We start from the raw sequence: 26,004 nt of genomic DNA on the forward strand, positions 1-26,004 counted from the left end.
CTACGTGGACTCCCGCTTCACCAGCTCCGTCGGCAGGATCACCGCCGCCGGGTCCTCGCCCCCGATCTGGGCGAGCAGCACCCGCACCATCTCGTTGCTGATGCGGTCGTAGGGCTGGCGGATCGTGGTGAGGGCGGGGGTGGACTCCGTCGCGGCCGTGGAGTCGTCGAAGCCGCCCACGGACACGTCCTCGGGAACGCGGCGGCCCGCCCGGCGCAGCGCCGTCAGGGCGCCCTGCGCCATCAGGTCGGAGGCCACGAACACGGCGTCCATGTCCGGGGCCCGCGCCAGCAGCCGTTCGGCGCCGGCCTCGCCGCTGGCCCGGCTGTAGTCGCCGGAGACGATGAGGCGCTCGTCGATCTCGACGCCCGCCTCGGTGAGCACCTCCTTGTACCCCGCCAGGCGGTCGACACCGCCCGGGCTGTCCAGCGGACCCGTCACGACACCGATACGGCGGCGGCCCAGCGACAGCAGATGGCGCACCATGTCCCGGGCGCCGTCCCGGTCGTCGGCGGCCACGTAACTCACCTTGGAGCCGCGCCCCATGGGCTTGCCGCACTGGACGAGGGGGACCCCCGCCTGGCGTAGTTCCTCGGCGACCGGGTCGGCGGAGTGGCTGGACACCACCAGCACGCCGTCCACGTGACCGGCCGTGATGTACCGCGTGATCCGGCGCCGCTCGTCCTCCGTGCCGGCCAGCATCAGCAGCAGCGGGATGTCGTGCGAGGCCAGCGCCTGCGTGCAACACCGCAGCAGGACATTGAAGTTGGGGTCCTCGAAGAGCTTCTCCTGCGGCTCCGTCAGCAGAAAGCCGATCGAGTCCGAACGCCCGGTGATCAGCGAACGGGCGTGCCGGTTGACGACGTAACCCGTCTTGCGGATCGCGGCGTTGACCGCCTCCTGGGCGGTGGGGCTGACGTAGTGCCCGCCGTTGAGCACTCGCGAGACGGTGCCCCGGGAGACCCCTGCCTCGCGCGCCACGTCATGGATCGTCGGCGGTTTGCGCCGGCCCCCGTTGCTCATGGTCATGACTTTACGGCTCCGGAGAGGAGATCGAGGCTCCAGAACCGCTGGATGACCAGGAAGAGAGCGACCAGCGGGATGACCGCGAGGAGTGCGCCGGTGATCACCAAGGTGTACAGCGCCGGGGTGTTCGCGCCCTGCTCCAGGAGCGTGTACAGACCGAGCGTGATCGGGAACTTCTCGTCGTCGCTGAGCATGATGAACGGCAGCAGGAAGTTGTTCCACACGGCCACGAACTGGAACAGGAACACCGTCACCAGTCCCGGCACCATCATCGGCAGCGCGACCCGGGTGAAGATCCGCCACTCGCCCGCCCCGTCCATCCGCCCGGCCTCGACCACATCGGTCGGCACGGCGGCGGTGGCGTAGATCCGGGCCAGATAGACGCCGTACGGCGACAGGATCAGCGGCAGCAGCACGGACAGGTACGAGTCCGTGAGGTCGGCCTTCGCCAGCAGCAGGTACTGCGGGATGGCGAGGATCACCGGTGGCATCAGCACGCCCGCGAGCAGTACGTTGAAGACCGTCTCCCGGCCGCGGAAGCGGTAGATCGCCAGCGCGTAGCCGCTGAACGCCGACACGACCGTCGACAGCAGGGCGCCGAGGCCCGCGTACAGCGCGGAGTTGCCCAGCCACGTCCAGTAGACGCCGTCGCGATAGGCGTTGAGGTCCTTGATGTTGTCGGCGAAGCCGCTGCCCGGCAGGAACGTGAACGTGGAGAACAGCTCGCTGCCGGACTTGGTGGCCGCGATCACCACCCACGCTACGGGCAGCAGACAGTAGATCGCGCCGATCAGCAGCGTGATCGTCGGCACGAGCGAGATACGGCGGCGCAGCGGCGGCCCCTGGGCGGTGCCGGGTGTGGTGCCCGCGGCCGGCGAGGCCTTGCGGACGGCAAGAGAACTCATCGTGCTGCCTCCTGCTTGGTACGACGGTTCGCGGCCCGCAGGAAGCCGAAGGACAGGACGAGCGTGGCCAGCGCGATCAGGGTCGCCTGGGCGGCGGCCGCGTAGATGTCGCCCTTGCCGAAGGCGTCCTGGTACACCTTCATCAGCGGACTCCAGGTCGTGGACACGGAGTTGGTGAGCGGCTTGAGAGTGGTCGGCTCGTTGAACACCTGGAGCGTCGCGATGATCGAGAAGAAGAAAGTGAGCACCAGCGAGGGCGCCACCATCGGGATCTTGATCCTCAGCGCGGTCTGCAGCGGCGTGGCGCCGTCCAGCTTCGCCGCCTCGTACACCTCGACCGGGATGGCCTGCAGCGAGGTGTAGATGACGATCATGTTGAAGCCGGTGCCGCCCCACACCGCGATGTTCGACAGGGCGAGATACAGCGGCCCGCCATCCAGCAGATCCGGCTGCGGCAGACCCAGCCTGTCGAGCACGAAGTAGAACGGGCTGACGTCCGGCAGATAGAGGAAGCCCCACAGCAGCGCCGCCACCACGCCGGGAATGGCGTACGGCAGGAAGATCGCGAGCCGGGTGAACGGGGCGAGCCGCACCTTGTCGGAGTCCAGCATCAGCGCGAACAGCAGGGCGAGGCCCAGCATCACCGGGACGACGATGCAGCCGTAGGCCAGCACGCGCAGCGCGCCGTCCACGAGTTCGCTGTCGGTGAGCGCGTCGGTGTAGTTCTCCAGGCCGGCCCAGACCTCCGTACGGGCGCCGGAGCCCAGGCCGAGGCCCGAGACCTTCACCTTGCGGAAGCTGAGCCAGAGCGCGTAGCCGATGGGCAGCGCGAAGAACAGGAGGAACAGGATGACTGCGGGGAGAAGGAAGGCGTACGGGGCCCCCTTGACCCCGTACGACGTCCGGCGTGCGCTGGTCACTCGGAGACTCCGAAGCCCTGCTTCTTCATGTCGGCGACCGTGTCGTCCTGCATCGTCTTCAGGGCGTCGGTGAAGTCCGACTTGTTCTTGGCGGCGGCGCCGAACGCGTCCTTGAAGGACGTGTAGGCGACGTTGACGTTCGGGCCCCACGCGGACGGCGCGGTGGTCTCCGCGATCTTGGCGGCCTGGGTGTAGAAGTCCGCCTGGTTGGAGAAGTAGTCCGGCGGGGTCTGGAAGGCGCCGCTGAGCTGGGCGGACGTGGAGGCGGGGTAGATGCCGCCCTCCTTGGCCAGGGCGTTGAGGGCTTCGCCGTCGGTGTTGAGCCAGGCGGCGAACTTCGCGGCGGCCTCCTTGTGCTGGGAGTCCGTGGTGACGCCGGTGGAGGAGCCGCCCCAGCTGCCGGTGACGTTCTCGCTCGCGGACCACTGGGGGAGGGGGGCCATGGCCCACTTGCCCTTGGTGTCGGGTGCGGCCGTGGTCAGCGTGCCCGGCGCCCACACCGCGGAGACCCAGGCGATCTGCTTGCCGGTGTTCAGCGCCTTGTTCCAGGCGGGGGTGTACATCGGCTGGTTGTCGATGGCGCCCTCCTTGACGAGGTCACCCCAGAACGTGGCGACCTTCTGGGTCGCCGCGTCATCGATACCGACCTTCCACTTCTCGCCTTCGGTGGTCCACCACTTGGCGCCCGCCTGCTGGGCGAGGCCCGCGAAGAGGCCGGAGTCGTTGGCGGAGAAGGTGGTGAGGTCGGTGTCCGGGGACTTCTTCTTCAGCGCGCGCGCCGTCTCGGCGAACTCGTCCCAGGTGGTGGGGACCTTCAGGCCGTACTTCTTGAAGAGGTCCTCGCGGTAGTAGAACATCATCGGCCCGATGTCCTGCGGGACCGCGTAGACCGCGTCCGTGCCCAGCGTGGTCTGCTGCCAGACTCCTTCGGCGAACTTGCCCTTCGCGTCGCCGACTTCACCGGATATGTCCGCGAGCGCGTCATTGCTGACCAGTGTCGGCAGCGCCTGGTACTCGGCCTGCACCAGGTCGGGCGCCTTGCCCGCCTTGTGTGCGGTGAGGATCTTGGTGACCAAGGTGTCGCCGGACGCCTGCTTCTTCACCGTGACGGTGATCTGGTCCTTCTTGCCCTGGCCCTTGTTCCACAGGTCGACGACCTTGTCCATGCCGGGCGTCCAGGTCCAGTACGTCAGTGAGACCGGCCCCGATTCGGTCTGGCTGTCGTCGTCGGACGAGCCGCAGGCGGCGAGGGCGGTCGCGCCGAGGGCGACGGCCACGGTGGTGGCTGCACTTCTGACAAAGAGCCGCCGGCGCTTCGTGTTGGGCATGGATCTCTCCCCTGACCAGGGTCCTCGCCCGTCGCGAAGACCTGCCATGCTTCTGTGAGCGTTCACAGTAGAGAAACATCCCGGACACTTGTCAATGGTTGTTGCTGTGCGGTTATGTTGGGCTCGCACCGCCGACGCTGTGTGTGCACGTTCCCAGATGTTCGACCAAAACGGGAGAGATCCATGCCGGAGACCACCCCCAGGGGCCTCACCAGGCTCGCCTTCGGTGGGGACTACAACCCCGAGCAGTGGCCGGAAAGCGTCTGGCACGAGGACGTCCGGCTGATGCGGGAGGCCGGCGTCACCATGGTGAGCGTCGGGATCTTCTCCTGGGCCCTGCTGGAGCCCTCACCCGGGGAGTACGACTTCGGCTGGCTCGACCGCCTGCTCGACCTGCTGCACGAGAACGGCATCCGCGCCGACCTGGGCACACCCACCGTGGCCCCGCCCGCCTGGTTCTACCGGGCCCACCCCGACGCCCTGCCGGTCACCGCCGAGGGCCTGCGTTACGAGTTCGGCTCCCGCGCGGCCATCTGTCACAGCAACGCCGACTACCGCGCCGCCGCCGCCGACATCACCACACAGCTCGCCGAGCGCTACGGCGACCACCCCGCGCTGGCGATGTGGCACGTGCACAACGAGTACGGCGTCCCGGTCTCGGCCTGCTACTGCGACTCCTGCGCCGCCCACTTCCGCCGCTGGCTGGCGACGACGTACCAGACGGTCGACGGGGTCAACGAGGCCTGGGGGACGGCCTTTTGGGGCCAGCGCTACGCGGACTTCGAGCAGATCAACCCGCCGCGGCTCGCGCCCACGGTCGGCAACCCGGCCCAGGCACTGGACTACAAGCGGTTCGCCGACGCCACCATGCGCGAGAACTTCGTGATGGAGCGGGATCTCCTGCACCGGCTGTCACCCGGCGTCCCGGTCACGACGAACTTCATGACCGCGCTCAGCCAGTGCGACTCCGTCGACTACTGGGCCTGGGGCCGCGAGGTCGACATCGTCACCAACGACCACTATCTGATCACCGACGGGCGCCGCACCCACGTCAACCTGGCGATGGCCGCCGACCTCACCCGCTCCGTCGCCGCCGGCGCCCCCTGGCTGCTGCTCGAGCACTCGACGTCGGGTGTCAACTGGCAGGCCCGCAACCCCGCGAAGGCCCCCGGCCAGATGGCCCGCAACTCCCTCGCGCACGTCGCCCGCGGCTCCGACGGCGCCCTGTTCTTCCAGTGGCGGCAGTCCCGGCGCGGCGCCGAGAAGTTCCACTCCGCGATGCTCCCGCACGGCGGCACCGAGACCCGCGTCTGGCGCGAGGTCGTCGAACTCGGCGCCTCCATCGACTCGTTGAGCCCGCTGCGCGGCACCCGCACCCAGGCCGACGTCGCCGTCCTGTGGGACTGGCACTCCTGGTGGGCGCAGAACCTCCAGTGGCGCCCCACCGAGGACCACGACGCGCGCGAACGCGCCGACTCCTTCTACGAGGCCCTGTACGACCGCCACCTCACGGTCGACTTCGCCCATCCAGAAGCCGACTTGTCGAGGTATCCCCTTGTCGTCGTCCCCGCCCTGTACCTGATGACGGAGGCCGCCGGGAACAATGTGCGCGCGTACGTCGAGAACGGCGGCACCCTCGTCGTGTCGTACTTCTCCGGCATCGTCGACGAGCACGACGCCGTGCACGAGGGTGCCTATCCGGGCCCGCTGAGGGACGTCCTCGGCCTGACCGTCGAGGAGTTCTCACCGCTTCTGCAGGGCGACACCGTCCGCATCACCGGCCCGGACGGCTCCGAACTCACCGGCGACGTATGGACCGAGTTCGTGGTGCCGGGCGCCGCCGAGACGGTGTGGACGTACGCCGACGGCCTCACCGCCGGCCACCCGGCCGTCACCCGGCACCGCCTCGGCGAGGGCACCGCCTGGTACGTGTCGACCCGCCTCGACGCGCACGGCCTGGACGCCCTGCTCGGCTGGGCCACCGAGGACGCCCGGATCGCACCGCGCGCCGACCTGCCGCACGACGTCGAAGTGGTGCGCCGCACCGGTGAGTCGGGCACCTTCCTGTTCGTCATCAACCACAGCCCGTCCGACGCCAAGGTGCCGCTGGAGGCACACGGCACCGAACTGCTGACGGGCGAACGCGCCGCGGGCCGCCTCGCGGTCCCCGCGGGAGCCGTTCGGGTCGTACGACTCGACGGCTGAGCCGACTCCCCTCCGCCCGCGCGTGCCACGAGCCGCGGGCGGAGGGGACCCCTCACCTCCCCGGTGAGGGGCATCTCATCCCCATTCATGTCGAAGGGACGACGGACGACGATGTTCCATCCCAGACGCACCCTGAGAGTCCTGCTGCTGCCGCTCGCAGCGGGCCTCGCCCTCACCGCCCTGCCCGCGCAGACCGCCCAGGCGGCGAGCACCCTCACCAACACCGGGTTCGAATCGGACGGCGGGGGAGCCGCCACGCCCGCCGGCTGGTCGGAGTACGGCTCCACCGGCGCCTCGTACGTCGAGTCCGGGGGCCACAGCGGGAGTTACCGGCTGAGCCACTACTCCTCCGCCGCCTACAAGGTGGAGACGTACCAGTACCTGTCCGGGCTGACCAACGGCAACCACAAGCTGACCGCCTGGGTCCGTTCGGGCGGCGGGCAGAACTCCGCGTACATAGCCCTGAAGAACTGCGGGAGTTCGGAGCAGCGCACCGACCTCCCGGTGTCCGCCAGTGGGTGGATCCGGATCGTCGTGCCGATCAATGTGACGAACAACCAGTGCACGATCAGCATCAACAGTGACGCGAACGCGGGCAATTGGATCAATGTTGACGACCTGAGCTTCACATCGGGTACGTCCAGTACGTCGATCCATGGTGCCGACATCTCCTCGCTCGCCAAGAGCGAGGCCAAGGGCGGTGTCTACAAGAACAGCTCCGGCACGACCGGCGACGCCCTCGCCATCCTCAAGTCGTCCGGCATGAACTACGCGCGCTTGAAGGTCTGGGTCAACCCGGCCGACGGCTACAACAACAAGACGCGCGTGCTGGCGACGGCCAAGCGCATCAAGGCCCAGGGCATGAAGCTGCTGGTCGACTTCCACTACTCGGACACCTGGGCCGACCCGGGCGCCCAGTCCAAGCCGAGCGCGTGGGCGGGCCACTCGTACAGCCAGCTCAGGACCGACGTGTACAACCACACGTACGACGTGTTGAACGCGTTGAAGGCGCAGGGCACCACCGCCGACATGGTCCAGGTGGGCAATGAGATCAACGGCGGCATGCTGTGGTCCGAGGGTTCCACGGACAACTGGACGCAGCTGGCCGGTCTGCTCAACTCCGGCTACGACGCCGTCAAGAAGGTCAACTCGTCCACCCCGGTGGCCCTGCACCTCGCCAAGGGTGGCGACCTGTCCGGCACCCGCTGGTGGTTCGACAGCGCGGTCTCGAACGGCGTGAAGTTCGACGTGATCGGCCTGTCGTACTACGGCTACTGGCACGGCTCGCTCTACGACTTCCAGACGACCCTGGACGACGCGGCCTCCCGCTACGGCAAGCCGGTCTTCGTCGCGGAGACGGCCTACCCGTTCCGCCTCGACAGCGAGGACTCGCACGAGAACATCATCGACCTGGCCGGCGAGCTGGTCTCCGGCTACCCGGCCTCGACCGCCGGGCAGACCCGGTGGATGAAGGACATCACCAGCATCGTGGAAGCCGTCCCGAACGGCCGTGGCCTCGGCGTCTTCTACTGGGAGGCGACCTGGACCGCGGTGAACGGCAACGGCTGGGACCCCACCGACGCGGCCTCCGGCAACGGCTGGGAGAACCAGGCCCTGTTCGGCTACGACGACAGGGCGCTCCCGGCGATGGCGTGGTTCAACCACCGTTGAGCCAGTGACGTAAGGGGCCCGGCCGCCGTGTGCGGCCGGGCCCTTGCCCGTGTCAGCGCGACACCGTGGGGAGCGCACGGGCGTTCGATGTCGGACAAACGTGGCGAAGTTCCGGACGGGGTGGTCTGGTCTGCGGAAGAGTGGGCACACGCGGTCCGAGGAGGCCAGGACGGAGGGGGCGCGATGCTGAGGACTCCCGTCAGTGAACGGCGGCTGGACATCCTGGAGTGGCTCAAGGACCCGGCCGCGCACTTCCCGCCGCAGCGGCACGGCGACCCCGTCGAGGACGGCGTCACCGCGACCGCCGTCGCCGCGAAACTCGGCGTGTCCCGCTCGGTCGCGGAGACCCACCTCGGCCTGCTCACCGCCATCGGCCTGCTCCGCACCAAGAGGATCCGGCTGCGCACCTACTACCGGCGCGACGAGGTGCGGATCGCCGAGGTGGCGCGCATGTTCGAGAAGGGCTGGTAGCGGCGTACACCCCCCGACCGCGAAGGGCACGAACGCATGGACCGTCCCACCGCTCTCGTCCCCCGGCACTATGTCGCGATCGGCGGCCGTGGCCCCGAGGACGTGGTGGCCGATGCCCGCGGCCGGGTACTGACCGGCGTCGAGGACGGCCGGATCCTGCGCATCGATCGTCTGACCGAGCCGTTCGCCGCACGCGTCGAGGTCATTGCCGAGACCGGAGGCAGGCCACTCGGCCTCGAACTCCTCCCGGACGACGCCCTGTTGGTGTGCGACGCCGTGCACGGGCTGCTCCGCGTCGGTCTCGCCGACGGGATCGTCCGTATCCTCGTCGACTCGGTGGCGGGGGAGCGGCTGCGGTTCTGCAGCAATGTGATCGCGCTCTCCGACGGCAGCGTCTGCTTCACCGTCTCCAGCCGCCGCTACCCCTTGGAGCACTGGATCGGCGATCTCGTCGAGCACACCGGAACAGGCCGTCTCCTGCGGCTGGCACCGGGCTCGGACACGCCCGAGGTACTGCTGGAAGGCCTCCAGTTCGCCAACGGGCTGGCCGCGAGCGGCGACGAGTCCTTCCTGGTCGTCGCGGAAACAGGCGCCTGCCGCCTCACGCGCTACTGGCTCACCGGGCCGAAGGCGGGAGACTCCGAACCCTTCGCCGAGAACCTCCCCGGCATGCCCGACAACCTCTGGCGCGCCGGACCGGACGGACCGATGTGGGTGTCCCTGGCCGGACCGCGTGTCCCCCCGCTCGACCTGTTCCACCGCGCCACCCCCGCCGTGCGCCGCGCCGCCGCACGCCTCGCCGTGCGCGCCCCCTACCGTCCGACCGCGTGGGCGGGTGTCCTGGCGTTCGACGACGAGGGCACCGTCCTGCACCACCTCACCCGCCGCCGCTCCCGCTTCCGCATGGTCACCAGTGTCTGCGAGACCGACGGCCACCTGATCCTCGGCAGCCTGTGGGAGCGGGGCGTGGCCGTGTGTGAGGCACCGGTCACCAAGTGACCCGCGCGAACGGCCGGGGTTACCCTGGTCACCGGCCGCGCTGACTTTTCGCGGCACCGGCGGTGGGGCCCGCCGTACCCGAACCGCGGCACAGGTGCCGCCAACGGTCCCTACTTGCGACGACCGCATGCCCGGGTTCCGGCGAGTAGGAGACGTACGACGTGGCAGCCCCCGAGACCACACCTCTCCGTACGTCACGGCGGGCCGGCCGGCACGGTCAGGCATCCGTTGTCGCCGTGGTCGCACTGGGCGGGGCCATCGGCGCGGTCGCCCGGTATGCCGCCTCCCTGTGGTGGCCGACGCAGCCGGGCGGATTCCCCTGGGCGACCTTCTGGACCAATGTGATCGGCTGCGCCGTGATCGGCGTGTTCATGGTGGTGATCACCGACGTGTGGGCCGCCCACCGCCTGGTGCGGCCCTTCTTCGGCACCGGAGTGCTCGGCGGCTTCACCACCTTCTCGACGTACGCCGTCGACATCCGGAAACTGATCGACGCCGGCCACCTGAACACGGCGCTGGCCTACCTCGCCGGGACCCTGCTCGCGGCGCTCATGGCGGTATGGCTCACGGCGACGGCGACCCGGCGCGTACTGCGAGGGATGCGGAACGAGAAACGGGGCGAATCGGACGTGAACGGTAAGAAGGCGTTGTGAACTGGCTGCTGGTCGTCGCGGGTGCCATGGTCGGTGCCCCACTCCGCTACCTCACGGACCGCGCCGTGCAGGCACGGCACGACTCGGTGTTCCCCTGGGGCACCTTCGTGGTGAACATCGCCGGGTGTCTGATCCTCGGCCTGGTGACCGGAGCCGCGAGTTCCCACGTTCAGCTGCTGCTCGGCACCGGTCTGTGCGGGGCGCTCACCACGTACTCGACCTTCTCGTACGAGACGCTGCGGTTGACGGAGACCGGGACGGGGCTCTCCGCCGCCGCCAATGTCGCCGGGAGTGTGGTGGCCGGGCTGGGTGCGGCTTTCGCCGGGGTGTGGATCGCCCAGACGGTATGGGTGTGACACGCGGGACCACACTCGCGCGCGGTAAGACTGGTCACCGCACTGTCGGTCACCTCGCCAGAAGTGGATCCCATGAGCGCCATCAACGTCGGTCAGGCCGTCGTCCTCGGAGCCATCGAGGGGGTGACCGAGTTTCTGCCCGTCTCCTCGACCGGCCATCTGAAGATCGCCGAGGGGCTGATGGGCATCCCCGTGGACGATGACGCCGTCGTCGGTTTCTCCGCCGTCATCCAGGTCGGCGCGATCGCGGCCGTGCTCGTGTACTTCTTCAAGGACATCGTGCGGATCATGACCGCCTGGTTCCGGGGCCTCGCCGACCGCGAGGAGCGCTACCACCACGACTACAAGTTCGCCTGGTGGGTGATCCTCGCGACGATCCCGATCGTGGTGGTGGGCCTGGCCGCGAAGCCCCTCATCCAGGGACCGCTGGCCTCCCTCTGGGTGGTCGCGGGCTCGCTGATCGTCGGCAGTGGCGTGATGTGGGCGGCGGATCAGATGGGGCGGCACAAGCGAGGGGAGGACGACACGTCCTTCAAGGACGCGATGCTCGTCGGGAGCTCGCAGATCCTCGCCCTGCTCTTCCCCGGTTTCTCGCGCTCCGGCGCCACCATGTCCACCGCGCTGCTGCTCGACCTCGACCGGGTGGCCGCCACCCGCCTGTCGTTCTTCCTCGGCATCCCCGCCCTGACCGGCGCCGGGATCTACGAGCTGAAGGACGCCCTCGGCACGGGCGCCGGTGCGGCCCCGCTGGTCGTGGGCACCCTGGTCTCCTTCGTCGTGGCCTACGCCTCGATCGCCTGGCTGCTGAAGTTCGTCGCCAAGCACTCGTTCAACGCCTTCGTCATCTACCGCATCGTCGTGGGCCTGCTGCTGTTCGGTCTGCTCGGGACAGGCGTGCTGAACAGCTGACACTTCGGGGTGTGAGGTCTTTCAGCTCTCACACCCCTGAAATTCTTCTTTCACCCGGGCTTGACAGCGCCCCTCCGCCGCCCGGAGTATCACTCCCGTGAACCTGTCAGACAGCCGGACAGCCAGTCAGCCTCCACGGCGTGTCAGTGCCATGGAAGCGGTGCTGGCACACCTCCGCGGCGCCATCGAGCGCGGCGAGTACGCCATCGGGGACAAGCTGCCCTCCGAGGCGGAGCTCTGCCGCACCCTGGAGATCAGCCGACCGGTGCTGCGCGAGGCCCTGCGGGCGTTGCAGACGATGGGCCTGACCGTCTCCAAGACCGGCAAGGGCACCTTCGTCGTCGCCAACACGGTCGAGGACCCCACCTTCGGCGACTACGCGGCCAGTGACCTCCTCGAGGTGCGCCGCCATGTCGAGATCCCGGTCGCCGGGTACGCGGCGTCTCGCCGCACCCCGGAGAACCTGGATCATCTGGCCCACCTTCTCGACCGCATGGAGCGGGAGACGGACACCACCGCGTGGGTCGCGATGGACACGCTCTTCCACCTGGCCGTCGCCGAGGCCGCCCAGAACCCGGTGTTCCGCCGGGTGATCGAGGAGATCCGCGACGCACTGGCCCGTCAGTCGGCGTTCCTCAACGAACTGGGCGGCCGGCGCGAGCAGTCCAACCGCGAGCACCGGGCGATCGTCGAGGCGCTGGTCGACGGCAGTGAACAGGACGCGGTCGACGCCATGACCCACCACCTCGACCGGGTCGAGACGACCCTCACCGACATCGTGCGCTCCGCGCGCACGGACACCCCCACGGAAGGCGGACCCGAGGCGTGAGCGAGCAGTCCCTGCACGACGGCGTGCAGAAACGTTCCGTCCATGTCGATGCCGGAGACGAGGGCTACAGCAAGTCCCTGAAGTCCCGGCACGTCAACATGATCGCCATCGGTGGCGCCATCGGCACCGGCCTCTTTCTCGGCGCCGGCGGCCGCCTCGCCGAAGCCGGCCCCTCGCTCTTCATCGCCTACGCGGTCTGCGGAATCTTCGCGTTCCTCGTCGTCAGGGCCCTCGGCGAACTCGTCCTGTACCGGCCGTCGTCCGGCGCCTTCGTGTCGTACGCCCGGGAATTCATGGGCGAGAAGGGGGCGTACACGGCGGGCTGGATGTACTTCCTCAACTGGGCCACGACCGGCATCGCCGACATCACCGCGGTGGCCACGTACGCGCACTACTGGGGCATGTTCTCCGACATCCCTCAATGGTTGATCGCATTGATCGCCCTCGCGGTCGTGCTGACCGTCAATCTGATCTCGGTCAAGATCTTCGGCGAGCTGGAGTTCTGGTTCGCGATCGTCAAGGTCAGCGCACTGGTGATCTTCATGTGCATCGGGATCTTCCTGCTGGTCACCCAGCATCCCGTCGACGGTGCCACCCCCGGCCCGTCCCTGATCACCGACCATGGCGGCGTCTTCCCCAACGGCATGCTGCCCATGCTGCTGATCATCCAGGGTGTCGTCTTCGCCTACGCCTCCGTCGAACTGGTCGGCGTCACCGCGGGGGAGACCGAGAACCCCGAGAAGATCATGCCGAAGGCGATCAACTCGATCATGTGGCGTGTGGGCCTGTTCTACGTCGGCTCGGTCGTCCTGCTGTCGATGCTGCTGCCGTGGAACAAGTACAGCGGCGGCGAGAGCCCCTTCGTGACCGTCCTGTCCAACATCGGTGTCCCGGCGGCGGGCGGCGTGATGAACCTCGTCGTCGTCACCGCGGCCATGTCCTCGCTCAACTCCGGCCTGTACTCCACCGGCCGCATCCTGCGTTCCATGGCCATGAACGGCTCCGCGCCCAAGTTCACCTCCGTGATGAGCCGCAGCCAGGTCCCGTACGGCGGAATCCTGCTCACCAGCGGTATCTGTGTCCTTGGCGTGGGCCTCAACTTCGTCGTCCCCGCCGACGCGTTCGAGATCGTCCTCAACTTCGCGGCGATCGGGATCCTCGCGACCTGGGGCATGATCATGATCTGTCACCTGCTCTTCTGGCAGAAGACCCAGAAGGGCGAGCTCACCCGCCCCGGCTACCGACTGCCGGGCTCCCCCTGGACCGAACTCGTGACGCTGGCCTTCCTCGCCTCCGTCCTGGTCCTCATGTACGCCGACGGCGGCGCCGGACGCACCACCGTGCTGTGCCTGCCGCTGATCGCCGCAGCGCTGGTCGCGGGCTGGTACGCCATCCGCGGCCGTACGGCGCGCAAGTCCCCGACCGGAGCCGACGCGTGAACCGCGTAGCGGCCGAACCGAACCAGGCAGTGATGTACAGCAGTTCGCTCGTGGACGCACCCCTGATCCGCGCACCCCTCCACGCCCCCGTCGCCCACCTCATACGCGGCGGGGTGATCGAGGGCATCCACTACGGCTCCGTCGTCGTCCTCGGCACCGGCGGCCAGGTCCAGTTCCAGCTCGGTGACATCGAGGCCGCCTTCTATCCGCGCTCGGCGCTCAAGCCCGTCCAGGCCGCCGCCATGGTGCGCGTCGGGCTGCCGCTCGACGGAGAGCTGCTGTCGCTCACCGCGGCCAGCCACTCCGGAGAGGAACGCCATCTCGCCGGGACCCGGCGGATCCTGGAGCTGGCCGGCGTCTCCGAGGACGACCTCCGCAATGTCCCGGACCTGCCGTTCGACCCGGTCGTCCGGGACTCCTGGGTCAGGGAAGGCCGCATGCCGTCCCGGTTCGCCCAGAACTGCTCCGGCAAGCACGCGGCGATGCTGTATGCCTGCCGGCTCAATGGGTGGCCCCTGGACGGCTACCTCGATCCTGCGCACCCCCTTCAGCAGGCCATCGCGGAGATCGTCGAGGATCTCACCGGGCAGCGGATCGCTCAGGTGACCGTCGACGGGTGTGGAGCGCCGCTGTTCTCCGTGTCGCTCCATGGGCTGGCTCGGGCCGCCGCGCGGATCACGACTGCGGCGCCGGGTACGCCCGAGGCGCGGGTCGCCGACGCGATGCGTGAGCATGCGGAGATGGCTTCCGGATCAGGGCGGGATGTGGCCGCGTTGATGCGGGCCGTGCCGGGGCTGCTGGCCAAGGACGGGTTCGAGGGGGTGCAGGTTGCGGCTCTTCCTGATGGGCGGGCCGTTGCTGTGAAGATCGCGGATGGGGCCAGCCGGGCGCGGGTGCCGGTTGCTGCGGCGGCGCTTGCGTGGGCCGGGGTTGATCCGGGGCTGCTTACTGAGTTTCAGGGTGAGGCGCTGCTGGGGGGTGGGCAGGCGGTCGGGTGTGTGCGGCCTGTTCGCTCGCTGGAGCCTGTTGTTGTTTCGGCTTGCGCCTAGGGATGTGCGCGGCTTGTTGGTTGGCGACTGCGGGCCGTTTGTGGCTGGTCGCGCAGTTCCCCGCGCCCCTTCAGGGCGCTGTCACCTCCGTACCTCAGAAGGAGACCCTTCCCTCATGACCGCCGTCACCCGCCTTGAGCATGATCTGCTCGGAGATCGTGATGTCCCCGTCGATGCGTACTGGGGTATCCACACCCTGCGTGCCACGGAGAACTTTCCCATTACCGGTACGGCGATTTCCGCCTATCCGCATCTGATTGACGCGCTCGCTGCCGTGAAGGAGGCCGCTGCTCTCGCGAATGAGGAGCTGGGGCTGCTGGAGCCGAAGAAGGCCGCTGCGATTGTGGAGGCGTGTCGGGAGATCCGGGACGGCAAGTTGCACGATCAGTTCGTGGTCGATGTGGTGCAGGGCGGTGCCGGTACGTCGACCAATATGAATGCCAACGAGGTCGTGGCGAACAGGGCGTTGGAGCTGCTCGGGTATGCGAAGGGGCAGTACGAGTACCTGCATCCCAACGAGGACGTCAACCTCGGGCAGTCGACCAATGACGTCTACCCGACCGCGGTCAAGGTCGCGACGGTGTTCGCGGTGCATGGATTGCTCCAGGCGATGTCTGTATTGCAGGACGCCTTCGCCCGCAAGGCTGTCGAGTTCCGCGATGTGCTCAAGATGGGCCGTACACAGTTGCAGGACGCGGTGCCCATGACGCTGGGCCAGGAGTTCTCCGCGTATGCCGTCATGATTGACGAGGACCGCAGCCGTCTTGACGAGGCTGTCGAGTTGATCCATGAGATCAACCTGGGTGCCACGGCCATCGGCACCGGCCTCAACGCGCCCGCCGGATACGCCGAGTCGGCGCGGCGCCACCTCGCGGACATCACCGGGCTGCCGCTCGTCACCGCGGCCAACCTGGTCGAAGCCACCCAGGACTGCGGCGCGTTCGTCCAGATGTCCGGTGTGCTGAAGCGGGTCGCCGTGAAGCTCTCCAAGAGCTGCAACGACCTCAGGCTGCTGTCGTCGGGCCCGCGCGCGGGACTGGGCGAGATCAACCTGCCTCCCGTGCAGGCCGGTTCGAGCATCATGCCCGGCAAGGTCAACCCGGTGATCCCCGAGGTCGTCAACCAGGTCGCCTTCGAGGTGATCGGCAACGACGTCACGATCACCATGGCCGCCGAAGCAGGACAGCTCCAGCTCAACGCCTTCGAGCCGATCATCCTGCACTCGCTGTCCGAGAGCATCACGCACCTGCGGGCCGCCTGCCTGACCCTGGCCGAACGGTGCGTGTCCGGTATCACCGCCAACACCGAGGCGCTGCGCGCGAGCGTCGAGAACTCCATCGGCCTCGTCACCGCCCTCAACCCGCACATCGGGTACACGGCCGCCACCGACATCGCCAAGGAAGCCCTCGCCACCGGACGCGGAGTCGCCGAACTCGTCCTGGAGAAAGGCCTGTTGCCCGCCGAGCGGCTGGCCGACCTGCTGCGGCCGGAGGTCGTCGCGGGCAGCGGCTCACCTCTCGTCTGACCTGCGCACGCACACCAGGACCGGTCCGGAGGCACAATAGTGATCATGACGTCCCCGACCTTCGCACCGGTCCTGGAACGCATCGCCGACGAGATCCGGCGGCTGCCCGGCCACGGCCGGCCCGCCGACTACATCCCCGCGCTCGCGGCCTGCGACCCGCGCAGCTTCGGCATGGCGGTCGCGGAGCCCGACGGCGCCGTGTACGGCGTGGGGGAGTGGCGGCAGCCGTTCTCCACGCAGTCCATCACCAAGGTCTTCACCCTCGCCCTCGTCCTCGCCCGCGTGGGCGACGCGCTCTGGGAGCACGTGGGCCGGGAGCCTTCCGGCAACCCCTTCAACTCCCTTGTGCAGCTGGAGTACGAGAACGGCATCCCGCGCAACCCGTTCATCAACGCGGGCGCGCTGGTCGTCACCGACCGCCTCCACACCCGTACCGGCGACGCGGCCGGCGAACTGCTCACGTTCCTGCGCGCCGAGAGCGGCAACCCGGACCTGACCTTCGACAAGGACGTCGCCGCCTCCGAAGCCGCCCACGGCGACCGCAACGCCGCCCTCGCCCATTTCATGGCGTCCTACGGCAACATCACCACCCCCGTACCGGCCCTTGTCGACCAGTACTTCCGCCAGTGCTCCATCAGCGCCTCCTGCGCCGACCTCGCCCTGGCCACCACCTTCCTCGCCCGCCACGGCATCCGCGCCGACGGCACCCGCCTCCTCACCCGCAGCCAGGCCAAACAGGTCAACGCGGTGATGCTGACCTGCGGCACTTACGACGCGGCTGGCGAGTTCGCCTACCGAGTGGGCCTTCCCGGGAAGAGCGGTGTGGGCGGCGGCATCATCGCCGTAGTGCCGGGCCGTTGCGTGTTGTGCGTGTGGAGCCCGGGACTGGATGAGCGAGGCAACTCGGTGGCAGGCGTAGCGGCGTTGGAGCGTTTCACGACACTGACGGGGCTGTCAGTGTTCTAAGGGGGGTCTAAGTGGGGTTTGTGCAGCGCCGGGACCTGCAACAATCACACACCGGTAACACGTCGGCCCCCACTTGGTGGGGGGCTCGTCGCTTTCCGGCCACCCGACGTTGACACGCTTTCCGAGTGTTGGCCATGGCTTTCCCCGTCGATCTCCGTCGCTGCCAGGCTCTCGGTCTGGCGGGTACCGCTTTTCTCGCACTGGGAGGTGAGACGGCGGGAGCCCTGCCGGTCCGTGAGCTGATCGCGCCCTCGTCCGCGCATGCGGCCCTGGGCCTGGTCGGCGTGTACTTCGGCATCATTCTGCTGATAGCCGCCTGGGCCCTGCTCGGACGGCTGATCCGCAGCGCCGAACCGCCGTCCCCGCGGGCCATGTTGCTCGTCCTGGCCGTCTGGGCGGCGCCTCTGCTGCTCGCGCCGCCGCTGTTCAGCCGGGACGTCTACAGCTATCTCGCACAGGGGGCGATGGTCGACGCCCACATGGACGTCTACGCGCACGGCCCGGCCCGGCTCGGCGGTCCGCTCGCGGACGAGGTGTCGCCGCTGTGGCAGCAGACCGGCGCTCCGTACGGCCCGGTGTTCCTCGCTGTCGCCTCCGCGCTCTCCGGCATCACCCGGGGCGAGATTCCGGCGGGGCTGTTCGGGATGCGGCTGGTCGCGCTGCTCGGCGTCGCGTTGATGGCGGCGGCGCTGCCCCGGCTGGCCCGGCACAGCGGCGCCGACCCGGCGGCCGCGCTCTGGCTGGGCGCCCTCAACCCGCTGGTGCTGCTGCACCTGGTGGCAGGCGCGCACAACGACGCCATCATGCTCGGCCTGCTCGGCGTGGGACTGGTCGCGGCCCTCGGCCGGTGGCCGGTGCTGGGCGCGATCCTGGTCACGCTCGCCGCGCTGGTCAAGGCGCCCGCCGTGCTCGGGCTCGCCGCGGTCGTGGCCCTGCAGATCCGCGCGGGCCGCAGTCCGGTGCGGTCGGTGCTCACCACGGGCGCCGCGGCGGCCGTGACCACGGTCGTGGCCACCACCCTGGCCGGAACGGGATACGGCTGGATAGGAGCCCTGAAAACCCCGGTGTCCCCGCAGAACTGGGCGCTCACCAGCCTGCTCGGCCGTGCCACCGGCACCGTGCTCACCGAGCTGGGCCTCGGCGACCTGGCCCCCCTCGCCGTGCCGGCCTGGCACGTGCTCGGCCTGGCGGCCACCGCCGTGGCCATCGCCGCCATATGGCTGCGCCGCCCACGCTTCAGCCCGGTCTACGCACTCGGCCTCAGCTTCGCCGTGGTCGTGGTCCTCGGCCCGGCGATCCGGCCCTGGTACGCCCTGTGGGGGCTGTTCCTCCTCGCCGCGGCGGCGCCCAGCGCCTCGGTGCGGCACCGGCTGGCGGCCGTGACCGGGGTGGTCGCGCTGCTCGCCATGCCGAACGGACTCCCGGCAGGTGCCGAGGAGCTGATTCTGGCCGTCTCCGGCGGCGTGCTCGCCGTCGTCGTCCTCTGGCAGGCCCATCAGGCGGCCCAGGCACCCTTGCGGGAGAGCACCGTATGAGACTGCCCCGCACGGACCGCGGGCGCGCGCTGCTCGTGGCCGCCATCGCCGTCGTCGTCATCGTCTTCACCGCGACGGTTCCGCTGCTGCGCGACTGGTTCGACCTGCGCGTCTACTACGGGGCCGTCGACACGTGGATCCACCACGGTGGCCGTATCTACGACTACCGGGTGCCCGGGACGACGTACGGCTTCACGTATCCGCCGTTCGCGGCCGTCGCCATGCTGCCGATGGCGCTGCTCGGGCTGCATGCCGCGATCGCCGTGGCGCTGTTGCTCAACCTGGGGGCGCTCGCGGTCGTCGTGCGCATCCTGGCCGGACGGTCGTGGCGGAAGTACGGCTGGTACGGCTGCGCGCTCGGTGCCTGTGCCCTCGCGCTGTTCGAGCCGCTGCGCGACACCTTCAGCTTCGGCCAGGTGAACATACTGCTGCTGGCCCTGGTCCTGTTCGACTCCTGGCTGCTGGCCACGGGGCGGGGACGGTGGGCGGGGGTGGGGATCGGCTTCGCGGCGGCGATCAAGCTGACTCCGGCGCTGTTCATCCTTCTTCTGCTGCTGGCCCGCCGCTGGCGTGCTGCCGCCGTCGCGTCGGTCGTCGCCGTCGCGGCGACCGGGGTCGCCGGGCTGGTGGCGCCGGAGGCCTCACGGTTCTACTGGACCGACGCGATGTGGGACACGACCCGGATCGGCCGCCTCGACTATGTGTCGAACCAGTCGGTGCAGGGGATCCTGGCCCGGCTCGGTGAGACGGACCGCGCGGTGTGGGCCGCCGTGGTCGTGGTGCTCCTGAGCGTATGGGCGGTTCGGGCGCGTCGCGCGGTCGCCGTCGGGGACTGGGCGGCGGCGTTCGCCCTCACCGGGCTGACCGCGTGCCTGATCAGCCCGATCACGTGGGTGCACCATCTCGTGTGGCTGCTGCCCGCGTTCGCCGTACTGGTCCGTGCCCGGCAGCTGCGGCTCGCGGCCGGTCTGTACGCGGTGCTGTGCACCAGCGTGGTGTGGCTGTGGTTCGACGACGCCTCCGGCATCGACGGATTCCTCGGCAGCAACACGTACGCCTGGATCACGCTCGGTCTGCTGCTGTGGCTGCCGGTCGGTCAGTCCCGCGTGAGCCGGATGCCCATCCGCCGCAGCACCAGCACCACCACAGCGGCGCCCAGCACGGCCGCACCCGCGATCACGCCCGTCGCCGCCCAGTCGGGCTCGGTGTCCGGGGCGGCGGTGGCGACCACGGGCGCGGCTTCCGGTTCCGGAGCCGGCCTCGGTCTGGCCCGCAACGCGTCCAGCGACCCGACCGGATCGACCCGCCCGGCGGCGTCGAACCCCCAGTCCAGCAACGACCGTGCTTCCTCGTAGACGGCGTGTCGGCCGCCCTCCTGAGGGTTCATCACCGTGACGACGAGGGTGCGGTCGCCGCGGCGGGCGGCGGCGACGAGCGTGTAGCCGGCGTTGCTGGTGTAGCCGTTCTTGATGCCGATCAGACCGGGGTAGGGGTCCACGCCGTCGGCGCCGGTCAGCAGCCGGTTGGTGTTGTGGATGTCGTACGACCAGCCGCCTGAGCCCGGGAACGCGGCCACGGCCGTGGCGCAGTACCGGGCGAAGTCCCGGTGGCCCAGGCCCGCACGGCCGAACACCGCCAGGTCGTACGCCGACGACACCTGGCCCGGGGCGTCGTAGCCGTCCGGCGACAGGACGCGTGTGTCCCGGGCGCCCAGGGCGCGGGCCTTGGCCTGCATCCGGTGGGCGGTGGCGTGCCAGCCGCCGCTGAGCCGGGCCAGGACGTGCACGGCGTCGTTGCCCGAGTTCAGGAAGACGCCGTTCCACAGGTCGGCGACCCGGTAGGTGCGGCCCTCGGCGACCCCGACCAGGCTGCTTCCGGGGCCGAGGTACGACAGGTCCTCCGCGTCGACCCGGTGGCGGACGCGGCCGGGCAGCACGGGCAGCACGGTGAGCGCGAACAGGGTCTTGAGCGTGCTGGCGGGCGGCAGTTTCCGGTGCGCGTCGTGCGCGGCGAGCACCTCGCCGGTGCGTGCGTCGGCGACCACCCAGGACAGCGCGGAGACCTCCGGGAGTTCGGGGGTGCGGGGGTGCGGCCGGACCTGTGTGCCGGAGCGGTACAGCAGGGCGGGCTGCGGTGTGGCCGGCCGTGGTCCGGGCGCGTCCGGGTCCATGCCGGCGGGGTGGGCGGCGGTGCCGGCGGGGGCGAGGGCCAGCAGGCCCGCCGTACAGAGCACGCAGGTCGACACGACGGCACGGGACCTAAATCCGATAGTCATACCGGAAACCTAGGAACGTCCCCGCTCTGAGCTGCGCTGCCCGGGCCGAGCGCCGCGTGTGTGCACCCGGATGCCGCACACGCGGGGATCAGGAGGCGGGCAGGGTCGGCTGGATCCGGCGCAGGAAGGTCGCGTTGTCCGGCGTGTCGCGCATCCGCTCTAGCAGCGTCTCCAGGCCGGCCTGTCCGTCGCGGTTCTGCAGGACCCGCCGCAGCCCGCGGACGGCCGTCAACTCGGCCGGGGGCAGCAGGAGTTCCTCGCGGCGGGTGCCGGAGGGGTTGATCTCGACGGCCGGGAACATCCGGCGCGCGGCGAGCTCGCGGCTGAGCCGGAGCTCCATGTTGCCGGTGCTCTTCAGCTCCTCGAAGAAGAAGTCGTCGGCACGCGAGCCGGTTTCCACCAGCGCCGTGGCGAGGATCGTGAGCGAACCGCCCTCCTCGGCCATCCGGGCGGCCCCGAAGAACCGCTTCGGCCCGGTCAGCGCGCTCGCGTCGACGCCGCCGCTGAGGGTGCGGCCACCGGCGGCGGCCGCGTTGTTGTGCGCCCGGCACAGCCGGGTGAGGGAGTCGAAGAGGATGACGACGTCCTCGCCGGCCTCGACGAGCCGCTTGGCCCGCTCGATCACCAGCTCGGCGAGCGCGATGTGCTGCTTGGGCCCCTGGTCGAACGTGGAGGCGTACACCTCGCCGTGCACGGAGCGCCGCATGTCGGTGACCTCCTCCGGCCGCTCGTCGATCAGCACGACCATCAGCCGGCACTCGGGGTGGTTGCCGGCGACGGCGGCCGCGATCTGCTGGAGGAGGACGGTCTTGCCGGTCTTGGGCGGGGCCACGATGAGCCCGCGCTGGCCCTTGCCGACGGGTGCGATCAGGTCGGCGACGCGACCGGTGAGTCCGGCCGCCCGGTGTTCGAGACGGAGCCGCTCGCGCGGGTGCAGCGGCGTGAGGTCACGGAAGTGACGGCGGCCGCGCAGCTCCTCGGCGGGGCGGCCATTGATCCGTACGACCTCGGTCAGCGCACGCTGTGTGCCGCGTACGCCGTCCACGAGGTCGCCCTTGCGCAGGCCGTGCCGGCGGATCAGCGCGGCGGGGACCTGAAGGTCGGACGGGGAGGGCAGGCAGCTCGCGGCGCGCAGATGGCCCTTTCCGCCCGCGTCGATGTCGAGGACGCCGGTGGCGGCCCGGGCCGGGAACTCCTGCTGAAGGGGAGGGTGTTCGAGTGTGGTGGTCATTGAGGTGGTCCTTTCAAGGACGGAAGGTGCATGAGACATGCGGAAGGGAGGGGGAGAGATGCCGCGAGCCGGAGGGCGTACGACGCGCCTCGGGGCGGCGGGGAACACATCACCTCGGGTACGGCAGACGAACGCTGCTGTGAGGTGGTGTCAGGAAGCCGTTGCTCCGACCCGGGAAGGGGTGGGCTGTTCGGCGAACTGGAGAGAAGAACTGGCACCGGCGCCGATCACACGGCGAACACGAGTGCTGACGGCAGCCTACCACCCGGTGCGCTGCCGCGTCTGTGAGATGAGACTCAGCGGGCGGCCAGCAGGCCGTACAGCAGCGGGATACGCGGCTCGGGCAGCCGCCACCAGCCGGACGGCGTACGCACCATCCGCGGCCAGCGCTGCCAGGGCAGCTCGTCGCTCTCCCGTAGCCTCCGGACGGCCAGTCCCGCACCGGTCAACGCGTTGAGGACCTCGTCCATTCCGTGCATCCACTCATAGCTGTCCGTGGCGCCTTCGACGGCCGGACCGTCCGTGTAGGTGTGCGTCGCGTCCCGGTGCACGGGGCCGCCCCCGCCCAGATAGTCATGGCGCAGCAGCAGCTCGGGACCCTCGCCCGGAGCGGGCTTGGGCCCCAGGGAGTTGAGCAGCGGGTGGAACTCGACCACGTACAACAGGCCGCCGGGCCGCAGGAGTTGGGCGACGACATCCGCCCAGCGAGCCAGATCCGGCAGGTAGCACAGGGCGCCCTTGCCGGTGTAGACGACGTCGAACTGCCGCCCCTCCAGGGAGGATACGGCGTCGTACACGTTCGCCTGGACGTAGGTGACGTCGACGCCCGCCTTCTCCGCGATGCCGGTCGCCGCCGCCACCGATGCCTCCGAGAAGTCGAGGCCGACGGCTCGTGCGCCGCGCCGCGCGAAGGCGAGTGTCTCGGTGCCGAGGTGGCACTGGAGGTGGAGCACGTCGCGGCCCGACAGCTCGCCGAGGTCCTCCCACTCGAAGTCGGCGAACCAGCGGTCGGGATCGAGGTCCTGGTCGAGGCCGTAGAACCGGCTGGCGAGGTGGACGGGGGTACGGGCGTCCCAGTTGGCCTGGTTGGCCCGCATCAGCCGTGTGTACTCGTCGGTGGTCATGGGGCCATCCAACCGGTGCCCCGGCTTCTTCGCGTGAAAAACGACAGACGTGTGTCGATTCGGCCGTGGCCCGTTCGTCGGTGGGGTGTAGGAAGCTCATGAGCACCGGGAGGAACCCATGAAATACATGTTGCTCGTCTGCGGCGACGACACCGCCGACGCCTCCGGCATGGCCCCCGTAGAACCCTGGGTGGAGGACCTCGGTGACCGCGGCACCCGCCTCCACGGCCACCGCCTCGCCCTGCCCGCCGAGGCCGTCACCGTGCGGGTGCGTGGCGGCGAAGTGCTGCGCACCGACGGGCCGTTCGCGGAGACGAAGGAGTACGTCGCCGGATACGACATCCTCGAGTGCGACAGCCTGGAGGAGGCGATCGAGGCGGCGTCCAGGCACCCCGTGGCCACCATCGGCGCCATGGAGGTTCGTCCCTTCTGGCCGATGTCGGATGCGGAGGACGCGGAGACGTCGATCCGCCGGCTCGACGCGGAACTGACCGAAGCGGTCCGCGCACGGGACATCGCGCGGATGCTCGCCTGCTACGCCCCGGACGTCGAGGCGTTCCACCCCATGGCCGGTCTGGAGCAGCGGGGGATCGACGCCTTCCGCAAGGCCCAGGAGTGGTGGCTGTCGACGGTGACCGGGCCCGTGGAGCGCGAGGTGCTGGAGTTCCGGGTCCGCGTGGACGAGAGCGTCGCGTTCAGTCACGCGCTCGTGCGGATGCGGGCCACCCTGACCACGGGGGAGCCGCTGGACAGCACCGTGCGGGTGACCACCGGCTACCGGCTCCCGGCCGACCGGTGGCTCATCGTCCACCAGCACACGTCGGCCCCGTTCGACGCCGGAATCGAGGAGGCCCGGTCATGAAGTACGTGCTCTTCATCTGCACCCCTGTCGGCGGCGAGGAACTCAGCCCCGAGGAGATCGCCGACGACTCCCGCTTCACCGAGTACATCGACCTGGTGCGCAGCCGCGACGTCGTGAAGGGCGGCGCCCGTCTGCGCCCCTCTTCCGACGCGACGACCGTCCGCGTGCAGGGCGACGAAGTCCTGCTCACCGACGGGCCGTTCGTGGAGTCCAAGGAGTACGTCGCCGGCTTCGACATCATCGAGGTCGCCGATCTCGACGAGGCCATCGCGCTCGCCTCCCGGCATCCCGCGGCACTGGGCGGCGGCTCGGTCGAGGTACGGCCGGTCTGGGAGTGAACTCCACGGACGGCGTCGAGGAGGCGGTCGCCGCCGCCTTCCGCGAGGAATGGGGTCAGGTCGTCGCCACCCTCATCCGGGTGACCGGCGACTGGGACCTCGCCGAGGAGTGCGCGCAGGACGCCTTCGCCCAGGCCCTGGACCGGTGGCGGCGCGACGGAGTGCCGCGCCGCCCCGGCGCCTGGCTGACGACGACCGCGCGCAACCGGGCCCTGGACGTCCTGCGCCGGGAGGCGGTGGGGGCGGCGAAGCTGCGGGAGGCGGCCGTGCTGACACGCGACGGACACGACGAGTACGACGAGAGCGGCGTCGAGGACGACCGGCTCCGGCTGATCTTCACCTGCTGCCACCCCGCCCTCCCCATCGAGGCCCGGGTCGCCCTGACCCTGCGCACCCTCGCCGGGCTGACCACGCCCGAGATCGCCCGCGCCTTCCTCGTCCCCGAGGTGACGATGGCGCAGCGCCTGGTGCGCGCCAAACGGAAGATCCGCAACGCCGGCATCCCCTACCGCGTACCGCCCGAGCACCTCCTCCCAGAACGCACCACGGGCGTGCTCGGCGTGCTCTACCTGCTCTTCAACGAGGGGTACGCCGCCTCGTCCGGCGCAGACCTGATGCGCACGAACCTCACCGCCGAGGCCCTCCGCCTCACCCGTCTGCTCGCCCGGCTCATGCCCGACGAGCCCGAGGTGCTCGGCCTGCTGGCGCTGCTGCTCCTGCATGACGCCCGCCGGGCGACCCGCGTGAACACGGTGGGCGAACTGGTGACGCTGGAGGACCAGGACCGCACAGAGTGGGACCGCGCCGAGATCGACGAGGGCACTGGCCTGCTGGAGACCGCCCTGCGCCGGGGCAGCCCCGGGCCCTACCAGATCCAGGCCGCCATCGCCGCCTGTCACACCACCGCGGCCACGGCCGAGGAGACCGACTGGGCCGACATCGCCGCGCTGTACGGCGAGCTGACCCGGTTCGTGCCCTCCGCCGTCGTCCGGCTCAACCGCGCGGTCGCCGTCGGTATGGCGCAGGCCCCGGATGCCGGCCTGGCGCTGGTGGCCGAGCTGGAGACCGAGGGCGAGCTGTCCGGGTACCACCTGCTGCCGGCCACCCGTGCGGATCTGCTGCGCCGCAGCGGTCGTACGGCCGAGGCGGCAGCGGCGTACGAACAGGCGCTGGAACTGGTCGTGAACGACGCCGAGCGGCGGTTCCTCGAAAAGCGGCTCGCGGAGTGTCGATCCGCGTAGGGGCGGTTCGTCGGTGGGGTGACAGACCCCCACCGACACCGGAGGTTCCGATGAAAGCCCTCGTACGCAAGCTTCTGACACAGCTGCGGCAGCCGGTCACCCCACGCGACGACATGCCCCCGGGCACCCCGGACGTCTGGCTCGCCG

General features: G+C 69.9%; 23 protein-coding genes and 1 pseudogene. 17 read left to right on the forward strand and 7 right to left on the reverse strand.

The features are described 5' to 3' along the window. From OG828_RS43805 to OG828_RS43820, 4 genes are read right to left on the reverse strand one after another with little or no spacing between them, the layout of a single operon-like run. A complete protein-coding gene (locus OG828_RS43805; RefSeq protein ID WP_328504311.1) occupies positions 1-1,029 on the reverse strand; it encodes a LacI family DNA-binding transcriptional regulator in 1,029 nt (342 codons plus the stop codon). Further along, complete coding sequence (locus OG828_RS43810) at positions 1,026-1,931, reverse strand: carbohydrate ABC transporter permease (RefSeq protein WP_328369992.1); 906 nt, start codon at positions 1,929-1,931, stop codon at positions 1,026-1,028. The genes OG828_RS43805 and OG828_RS43810 overlap by 4 nt, the downstream gene beginning before the upstream one ends. Continuing rightward, a complete protein-coding gene (locus OG828_RS43815; protein WP_328369995.1) occupies positions 1,928-2,851 on the reverse strand; it encodes a carbohydrate ABC transporter permease in 924 nt (307 codons plus the stop codon). Before OG828_RS43815 ends, OG828_RS43810 begins: the two co-directional genes overlap by 4 nt. Continuing rightward, positions 2,848-4,179 (reverse strand): ABC transporter substrate-binding protein, encoded by a 1,332-nt coding sequence (locus OG828_RS43820; RefSeq protein ID WP_328369998.1) that lies wholly within the window; start codon positions 4,177-4,179, stop codon positions 2,848-2,850. The genes OG828_RS43815 and OG828_RS43820 overlap by 4 nt, the downstream gene beginning before the upstream one ends. A gap of 183 nt (positions 4,180-4,362) precedes the next feature. On the opposite strand from OG828_RS43820, the gene OG828_RS43825 reads away from it, so the two are divergent. The 14 genes from OG828_RS43825 (at position 4,363) to OG828_RS43890 (ending at position 20,141) form a co-directional block, all read left to right on the forward strand. Further along, positions 4,363-6,384 (forward strand): beta-galactosidase, encoded by a 2,022-nt coding sequence (locus OG828_RS43825; protein WP_328504312.1) that lies wholly within the window; start codon positions 4,363-4,365, stop codon positions 6,382-6,384. Positions 6,385-6,495: 111 nt separating this feature from the next. Next, positions 6,496-8,055, forward strand: coding sequence for a glycoside hydrolase family 53 protein (locus tag OG828_RS43830; protein ID WP_328504313.1), 1,560 nt, complete (start codon positions 6,496-6,498; stop codon positions 8,053-8,055). 183 nt (positions 8,056-8,238) lie between these two features. Then, entirely contained in the window at positions 8,239-8,526 is a 288-nt protein-coding gene (locus tag OG828_RS43835) for an ArsR/SmtB family transcription factor (RefSeq protein ID WP_210578516.1), read from the forward strand. A gap of 36 nt (positions 8,527-8,562) precedes the next feature. Then, on the forward strand, positions 8,563-9,525 hold the full coding sequence (locus OG828_RS43840) for an SMP-30/gluconolactonase/LRE family protein (protein ID WP_328504314.1): 963 nt from the start codon (positions 8,563-8,565) through the stop codon (positions 9,523-9,525). Positions 9,526-9,686: 161 nt separating this feature from the next. Beyond that, positions 9,687-10,178, forward strand: coding sequence for a fluoride efflux transporter CrcB (gene crcB / locus OG828_RS43845; protein ID WP_328504315.1), 492 nt, complete (start codon positions 9,687-9,689; stop codon positions 10,176-10,178). Further along, positions 10,175-10,534, forward strand: a complete 360-nt coding sequence (gene crcB / locus OG828_RS43850; protein ID WP_328504316.1) for a fluoride efflux transporter CrcB — start codon at positions 10,175-10,177, stop codon at positions 10,532-10,534. Before crcB (OG828_RS43845) ends, crcB (OG828_RS43850) begins: the two co-directional genes overlap by 4 nt. 72 nt (positions 10,535-10,606) lie before the next feature. After that, positions 10,607-11,443, forward strand: a complete 837-nt coding sequence (locus OG828_RS43855) for an undecaprenyl-diphosphate phosphatase (RefSeq protein ID WP_328370018.1) — start codon at positions 10,607-10,609, stop codon at positions 11,441-11,443. 151 nt (positions 11,444-11,594) lie between these two features. After that, entirely contained in the window at positions 11,595-12,272 is a 678-nt protein-coding gene (locus OG828_RS43860; protein WP_328504317.1) for a FadR/GntR family transcriptional regulator, read from the forward strand. Next, complete coding sequence (locus tag OG828_RS43865) at positions 12,269-13,711, forward strand: amino acid permease (RefSeq protein ID WP_328370024.1); 1,443 nt, start codon at positions 12,269-12,271, stop codon at positions 13,709-13,711. The genes OG828_RS43860 and OG828_RS43865 overlap by 4 nt, the downstream gene beginning before the upstream one ends. 32 nt (positions 13,712-13,743) lie before the next feature. Continuing rightward, positions 13,744-14,760: an asparaginase gene (locus OG828_RS43870; RefSeq protein WP_328505043.1), complete on the forward strand. Its 1,017-nt coding sequence runs from the start codon at positions 13,744-13,746 to the stop codon at positions 14,758-14,760. A gap of 115 nt (positions 14,761-14,875) precedes the next feature. Further along, positions 14,876-16,285 (forward strand): aspartate ammonia-lyase, encoded by a 1,410-nt coding sequence (aspA, locus tag OG828_RS43875; protein WP_328504318.1) that lies wholly within the window; start codon positions 14,876-14,878, stop codon positions 16,283-16,285. A gap of 45 nt (positions 16,286-16,330) precedes the next feature. Further along, positions 16,331-17,251, forward strand: coding sequence for a glutaminase (locus tag OG828_RS43880; RefSeq protein ID WP_328504319.1), 921 nt, complete (start codon positions 16,331-16,333; stop codon positions 17,249-17,251). A gap of 134 nt (positions 17,252-17,385) precedes the next feature. Continuing rightward, entirely contained in the window at positions 17,386-18,786 is a 1,401-nt protein-coding gene (mptB, locus tag OG828_RS43885; protein WP_328504320.1) for a polyprenol phosphomannose-dependent alpha 1,6 mannosyltransferase MptB, read from the forward strand. Then, the gene (locus OG828_RS43890) at positions 18,783-20,141 is read left to right on the forward strand and encodes a glycosyltransferase 87 family protein (RefSeq protein WP_328504321.1); all 1,359 of its coding nucleotides are present in this window, start codon (positions 18,783-18,785) and stop codon (positions 20,139-20,141) included. Before mptB ends, OG828_RS43890 begins: the two co-directional genes overlap by 4 nt. Before the next feature lie 83 nt (positions 20,142-20,224). On the opposite strand, the pseudogene OG828_RS43895 reads toward OG828_RS43890, so the two are convergent. From OG828_RS43895 to OG828_RS43905, 3 genes and pseudogenes are all read right to left on the reverse strand, one after another. Further along, positions 20,225-21,061: pseudogene (locus OG828_RS43895) on the reverse strand (D-alanyl-D-alanine carboxypeptidase family protein); the annotation flags it as partial. 88 nt (positions 21,062-21,149) lie between these two features. Then, positions 21,150-22,292 carry a transcription termination factor Rho gene (gene rho / locus OG828_RS43900; RefSeq protein ID WP_328504322.1) on the reverse strand — a complete coding sequence of 381 codons (1,143 nt, stop codon included), beginning with the start codon at positions 22,290-22,292 and terminating at the stop codon, positions 21,150-21,152. A 296-nt stretch (positions 22,293-22,588) separates the two neighbouring features. Beyond that, positions 22,589-23,416 carry a class I SAM-dependent methyltransferase gene (locus tag OG828_RS43905; RefSeq protein WP_328504323.1) on the reverse strand — a complete coding sequence of 276 codons (828 nt, stop codon included), beginning with the start codon at positions 23,414-23,416 and terminating at the stop codon, positions 22,589-22,591. Between the two features lie 118 nt (positions 23,417-23,534). Here OG828_RS43905 and OG828_RS43910 point away from each other — a divergent pair, with 118 nt between their 5' ends. Genes OG828_RS43910 through OG828_RS43920 form a run of 3 tightly spaced genes read left to right on the forward strand, consistent with a single transcriptional unit; the run spans position 23,535 to position 25,857 of the window. Next, positions 23,535-24,278, forward strand: coding sequence for a nuclear transport factor 2 family protein (locus OG828_RS43910; protein ID WP_328504324.1), 744 nt, complete (start codon positions 23,535-23,537; stop codon positions 24,276-24,278). Beyond that, complete coding sequence (locus tag OG828_RS43915; RefSeq protein WP_328370045.1) at positions 24,275-24,616, forward strand: YciI family protein; 342 nt, start codon at positions 24,275-24,277, stop codon at positions 24,614-24,616. The genes OG828_RS43910 and OG828_RS43915 overlap by 4 nt, the downstream gene beginning before the upstream one ends. Beyond that, a complete protein-coding gene (locus OG828_RS43920; RefSeq protein WP_328504325.1) occupies positions 24,613-25,857 on the forward strand; it encodes an RNA polymerase sigma factor in 1,245 nt (414 codons plus the stop codon). The genes OG828_RS43915 and OG828_RS43920 overlap by 4 nt, the downstream gene beginning before the upstream one ends. Positions 25,858-26,004 lie beyond the last annotated feature (147 nt).

Source organism: Streptomyces sp. NBC_00457 (assembly GCF_036014015.1).
Taxonomy (GTDB): domain Bacteria; phylum Actinomycetota; class Actinomycetes; order Streptomycetales; family Streptomycetaceae; genus Streptomyces.

Excerpts from the sequence above, each read along its gene's own strand:
- OG828_RS43905 (WP_328504323.1), bottom strand. The coding sequence starts at position 23,416 with ATGACCACCGACGAGTACACACGGCTGATGCGGGCCAACCAGGCCAAC.
- OG828_RS43855 (WP_328370018.1), top strand. The coding sequence starts at position 10,607 with ATGAGCGCCATCAACGTCGGTCAGGCCGTCGTCCTCGGAGCCATCGAG.
- mptB (WP_328504320.1), top strand. The coding sequence starts at position 17,386 with ATGGCTTTCCCCGTCGATCTCCGTCGCTGCCAGGCTCTCGGTCTGGCG.
- OG828_RS43805 (WP_328504311.1), bottom strand. The coding sequence starts at position 1,029 with ATGACCATGAGCAACGGGGGCCGGCGCAAACCGCCGACGATCCATGAC.
- OG828_RS43915 (WP_328370045.1), top strand. The coding sequence starts at position 24,275 with ATGAAGTACGTGCTCTTCATCTGCACCCCTGTCGGCGGCGAGGAACTC.
- aspA (WP_328504318.1), top strand. The coding sequence starts at position 14,876 with ATGACCGCCGTCACCCGCCTTGAGCATGATCTGCTCGGAGATCGTGAT.
- OG828_RS43910 (WP_328504324.1), top strand. The coding sequence starts at position 23,535 with ATGAAATACATGTTGCTCGTCTGCGGCGACGACACCGCCGACGCCTCC.
- OG828_RS43810 (WP_328369992.1), bottom strand. The coding sequence starts at position 1,931 with ATGAGTTCTCTTGCCGTCCGCAAGGCCTCGCCGGCCGCGGGCACCACA.
- OG828_RS43825 (WP_328504312.1), top strand. The coding sequence starts at position 4,363 with ATGCCGGAGACCACCCCCAGGGGCCTCACCAGGCTCGCCTTCGGTGGG.
- OG828_RS43870 (WP_328505043.1), top strand. The coding sequence starts at position 13,744 with ATGTACAGCAGTTCGCTCGTGGACGCACCCCTGATCCGCGCACCCCTC.
- OG828_RS43860 (WP_328504317.1), top strand. The coding sequence starts at position 11,595 with ATGGAAGCGGTGCTGGCACACCTCCGCGGCGCCATCGAGCGCGGCGAG.
- OG828_RS43890 (WP_328504321.1), top strand. The coding sequence starts at position 18,783 with ATGAGACTGCCCCGCACGGACCGCGGGCGCGCGCTGCTCGTGGCCGCC.
- rho (WP_328504322.1), bottom strand. The coding sequence starts at position 22,292 with ATGACCACCACACTCGAACACCCTCCCCTTCAGCAGGAGTTCCCGGCC.
- OG828_RS43830 (WP_328504313.1), top strand. The coding sequence starts at position 6,496 with ATGTTCCATCCCAGACGCACCCTGAGAGTCCTGCTGCTGCCGCTCGCA.
- OG828_RS43880 (WP_328504319.1), top strand. The coding sequence starts at position 16,331 with ATGACGTCCCCGACCTTCGCACCGGTCCTGGAACGCATCGCCGACGAG.
- OG828_RS43820 (WP_328369998.1), bottom strand. The coding sequence starts at position 4,179 with ATGCCCAACACGAAGCGCCGGCGGCTCTTTGTCAGAAGTGCAGCCACC.
- OG828_RS43840 (WP_328504314.1), top strand. The coding sequence starts at position 8,563 with ATGGACCGTCCCACCGCTCTCGTCCCCCGGCACTATGTCGCGATCGGC.
- OG828_RS43835 (WP_210578516.1), top strand. The coding sequence starts at position 8,239 with ATGCTGAGGACTCCCGTCAGTGAACGGCGGCTGGACATCCTGGAGTGG.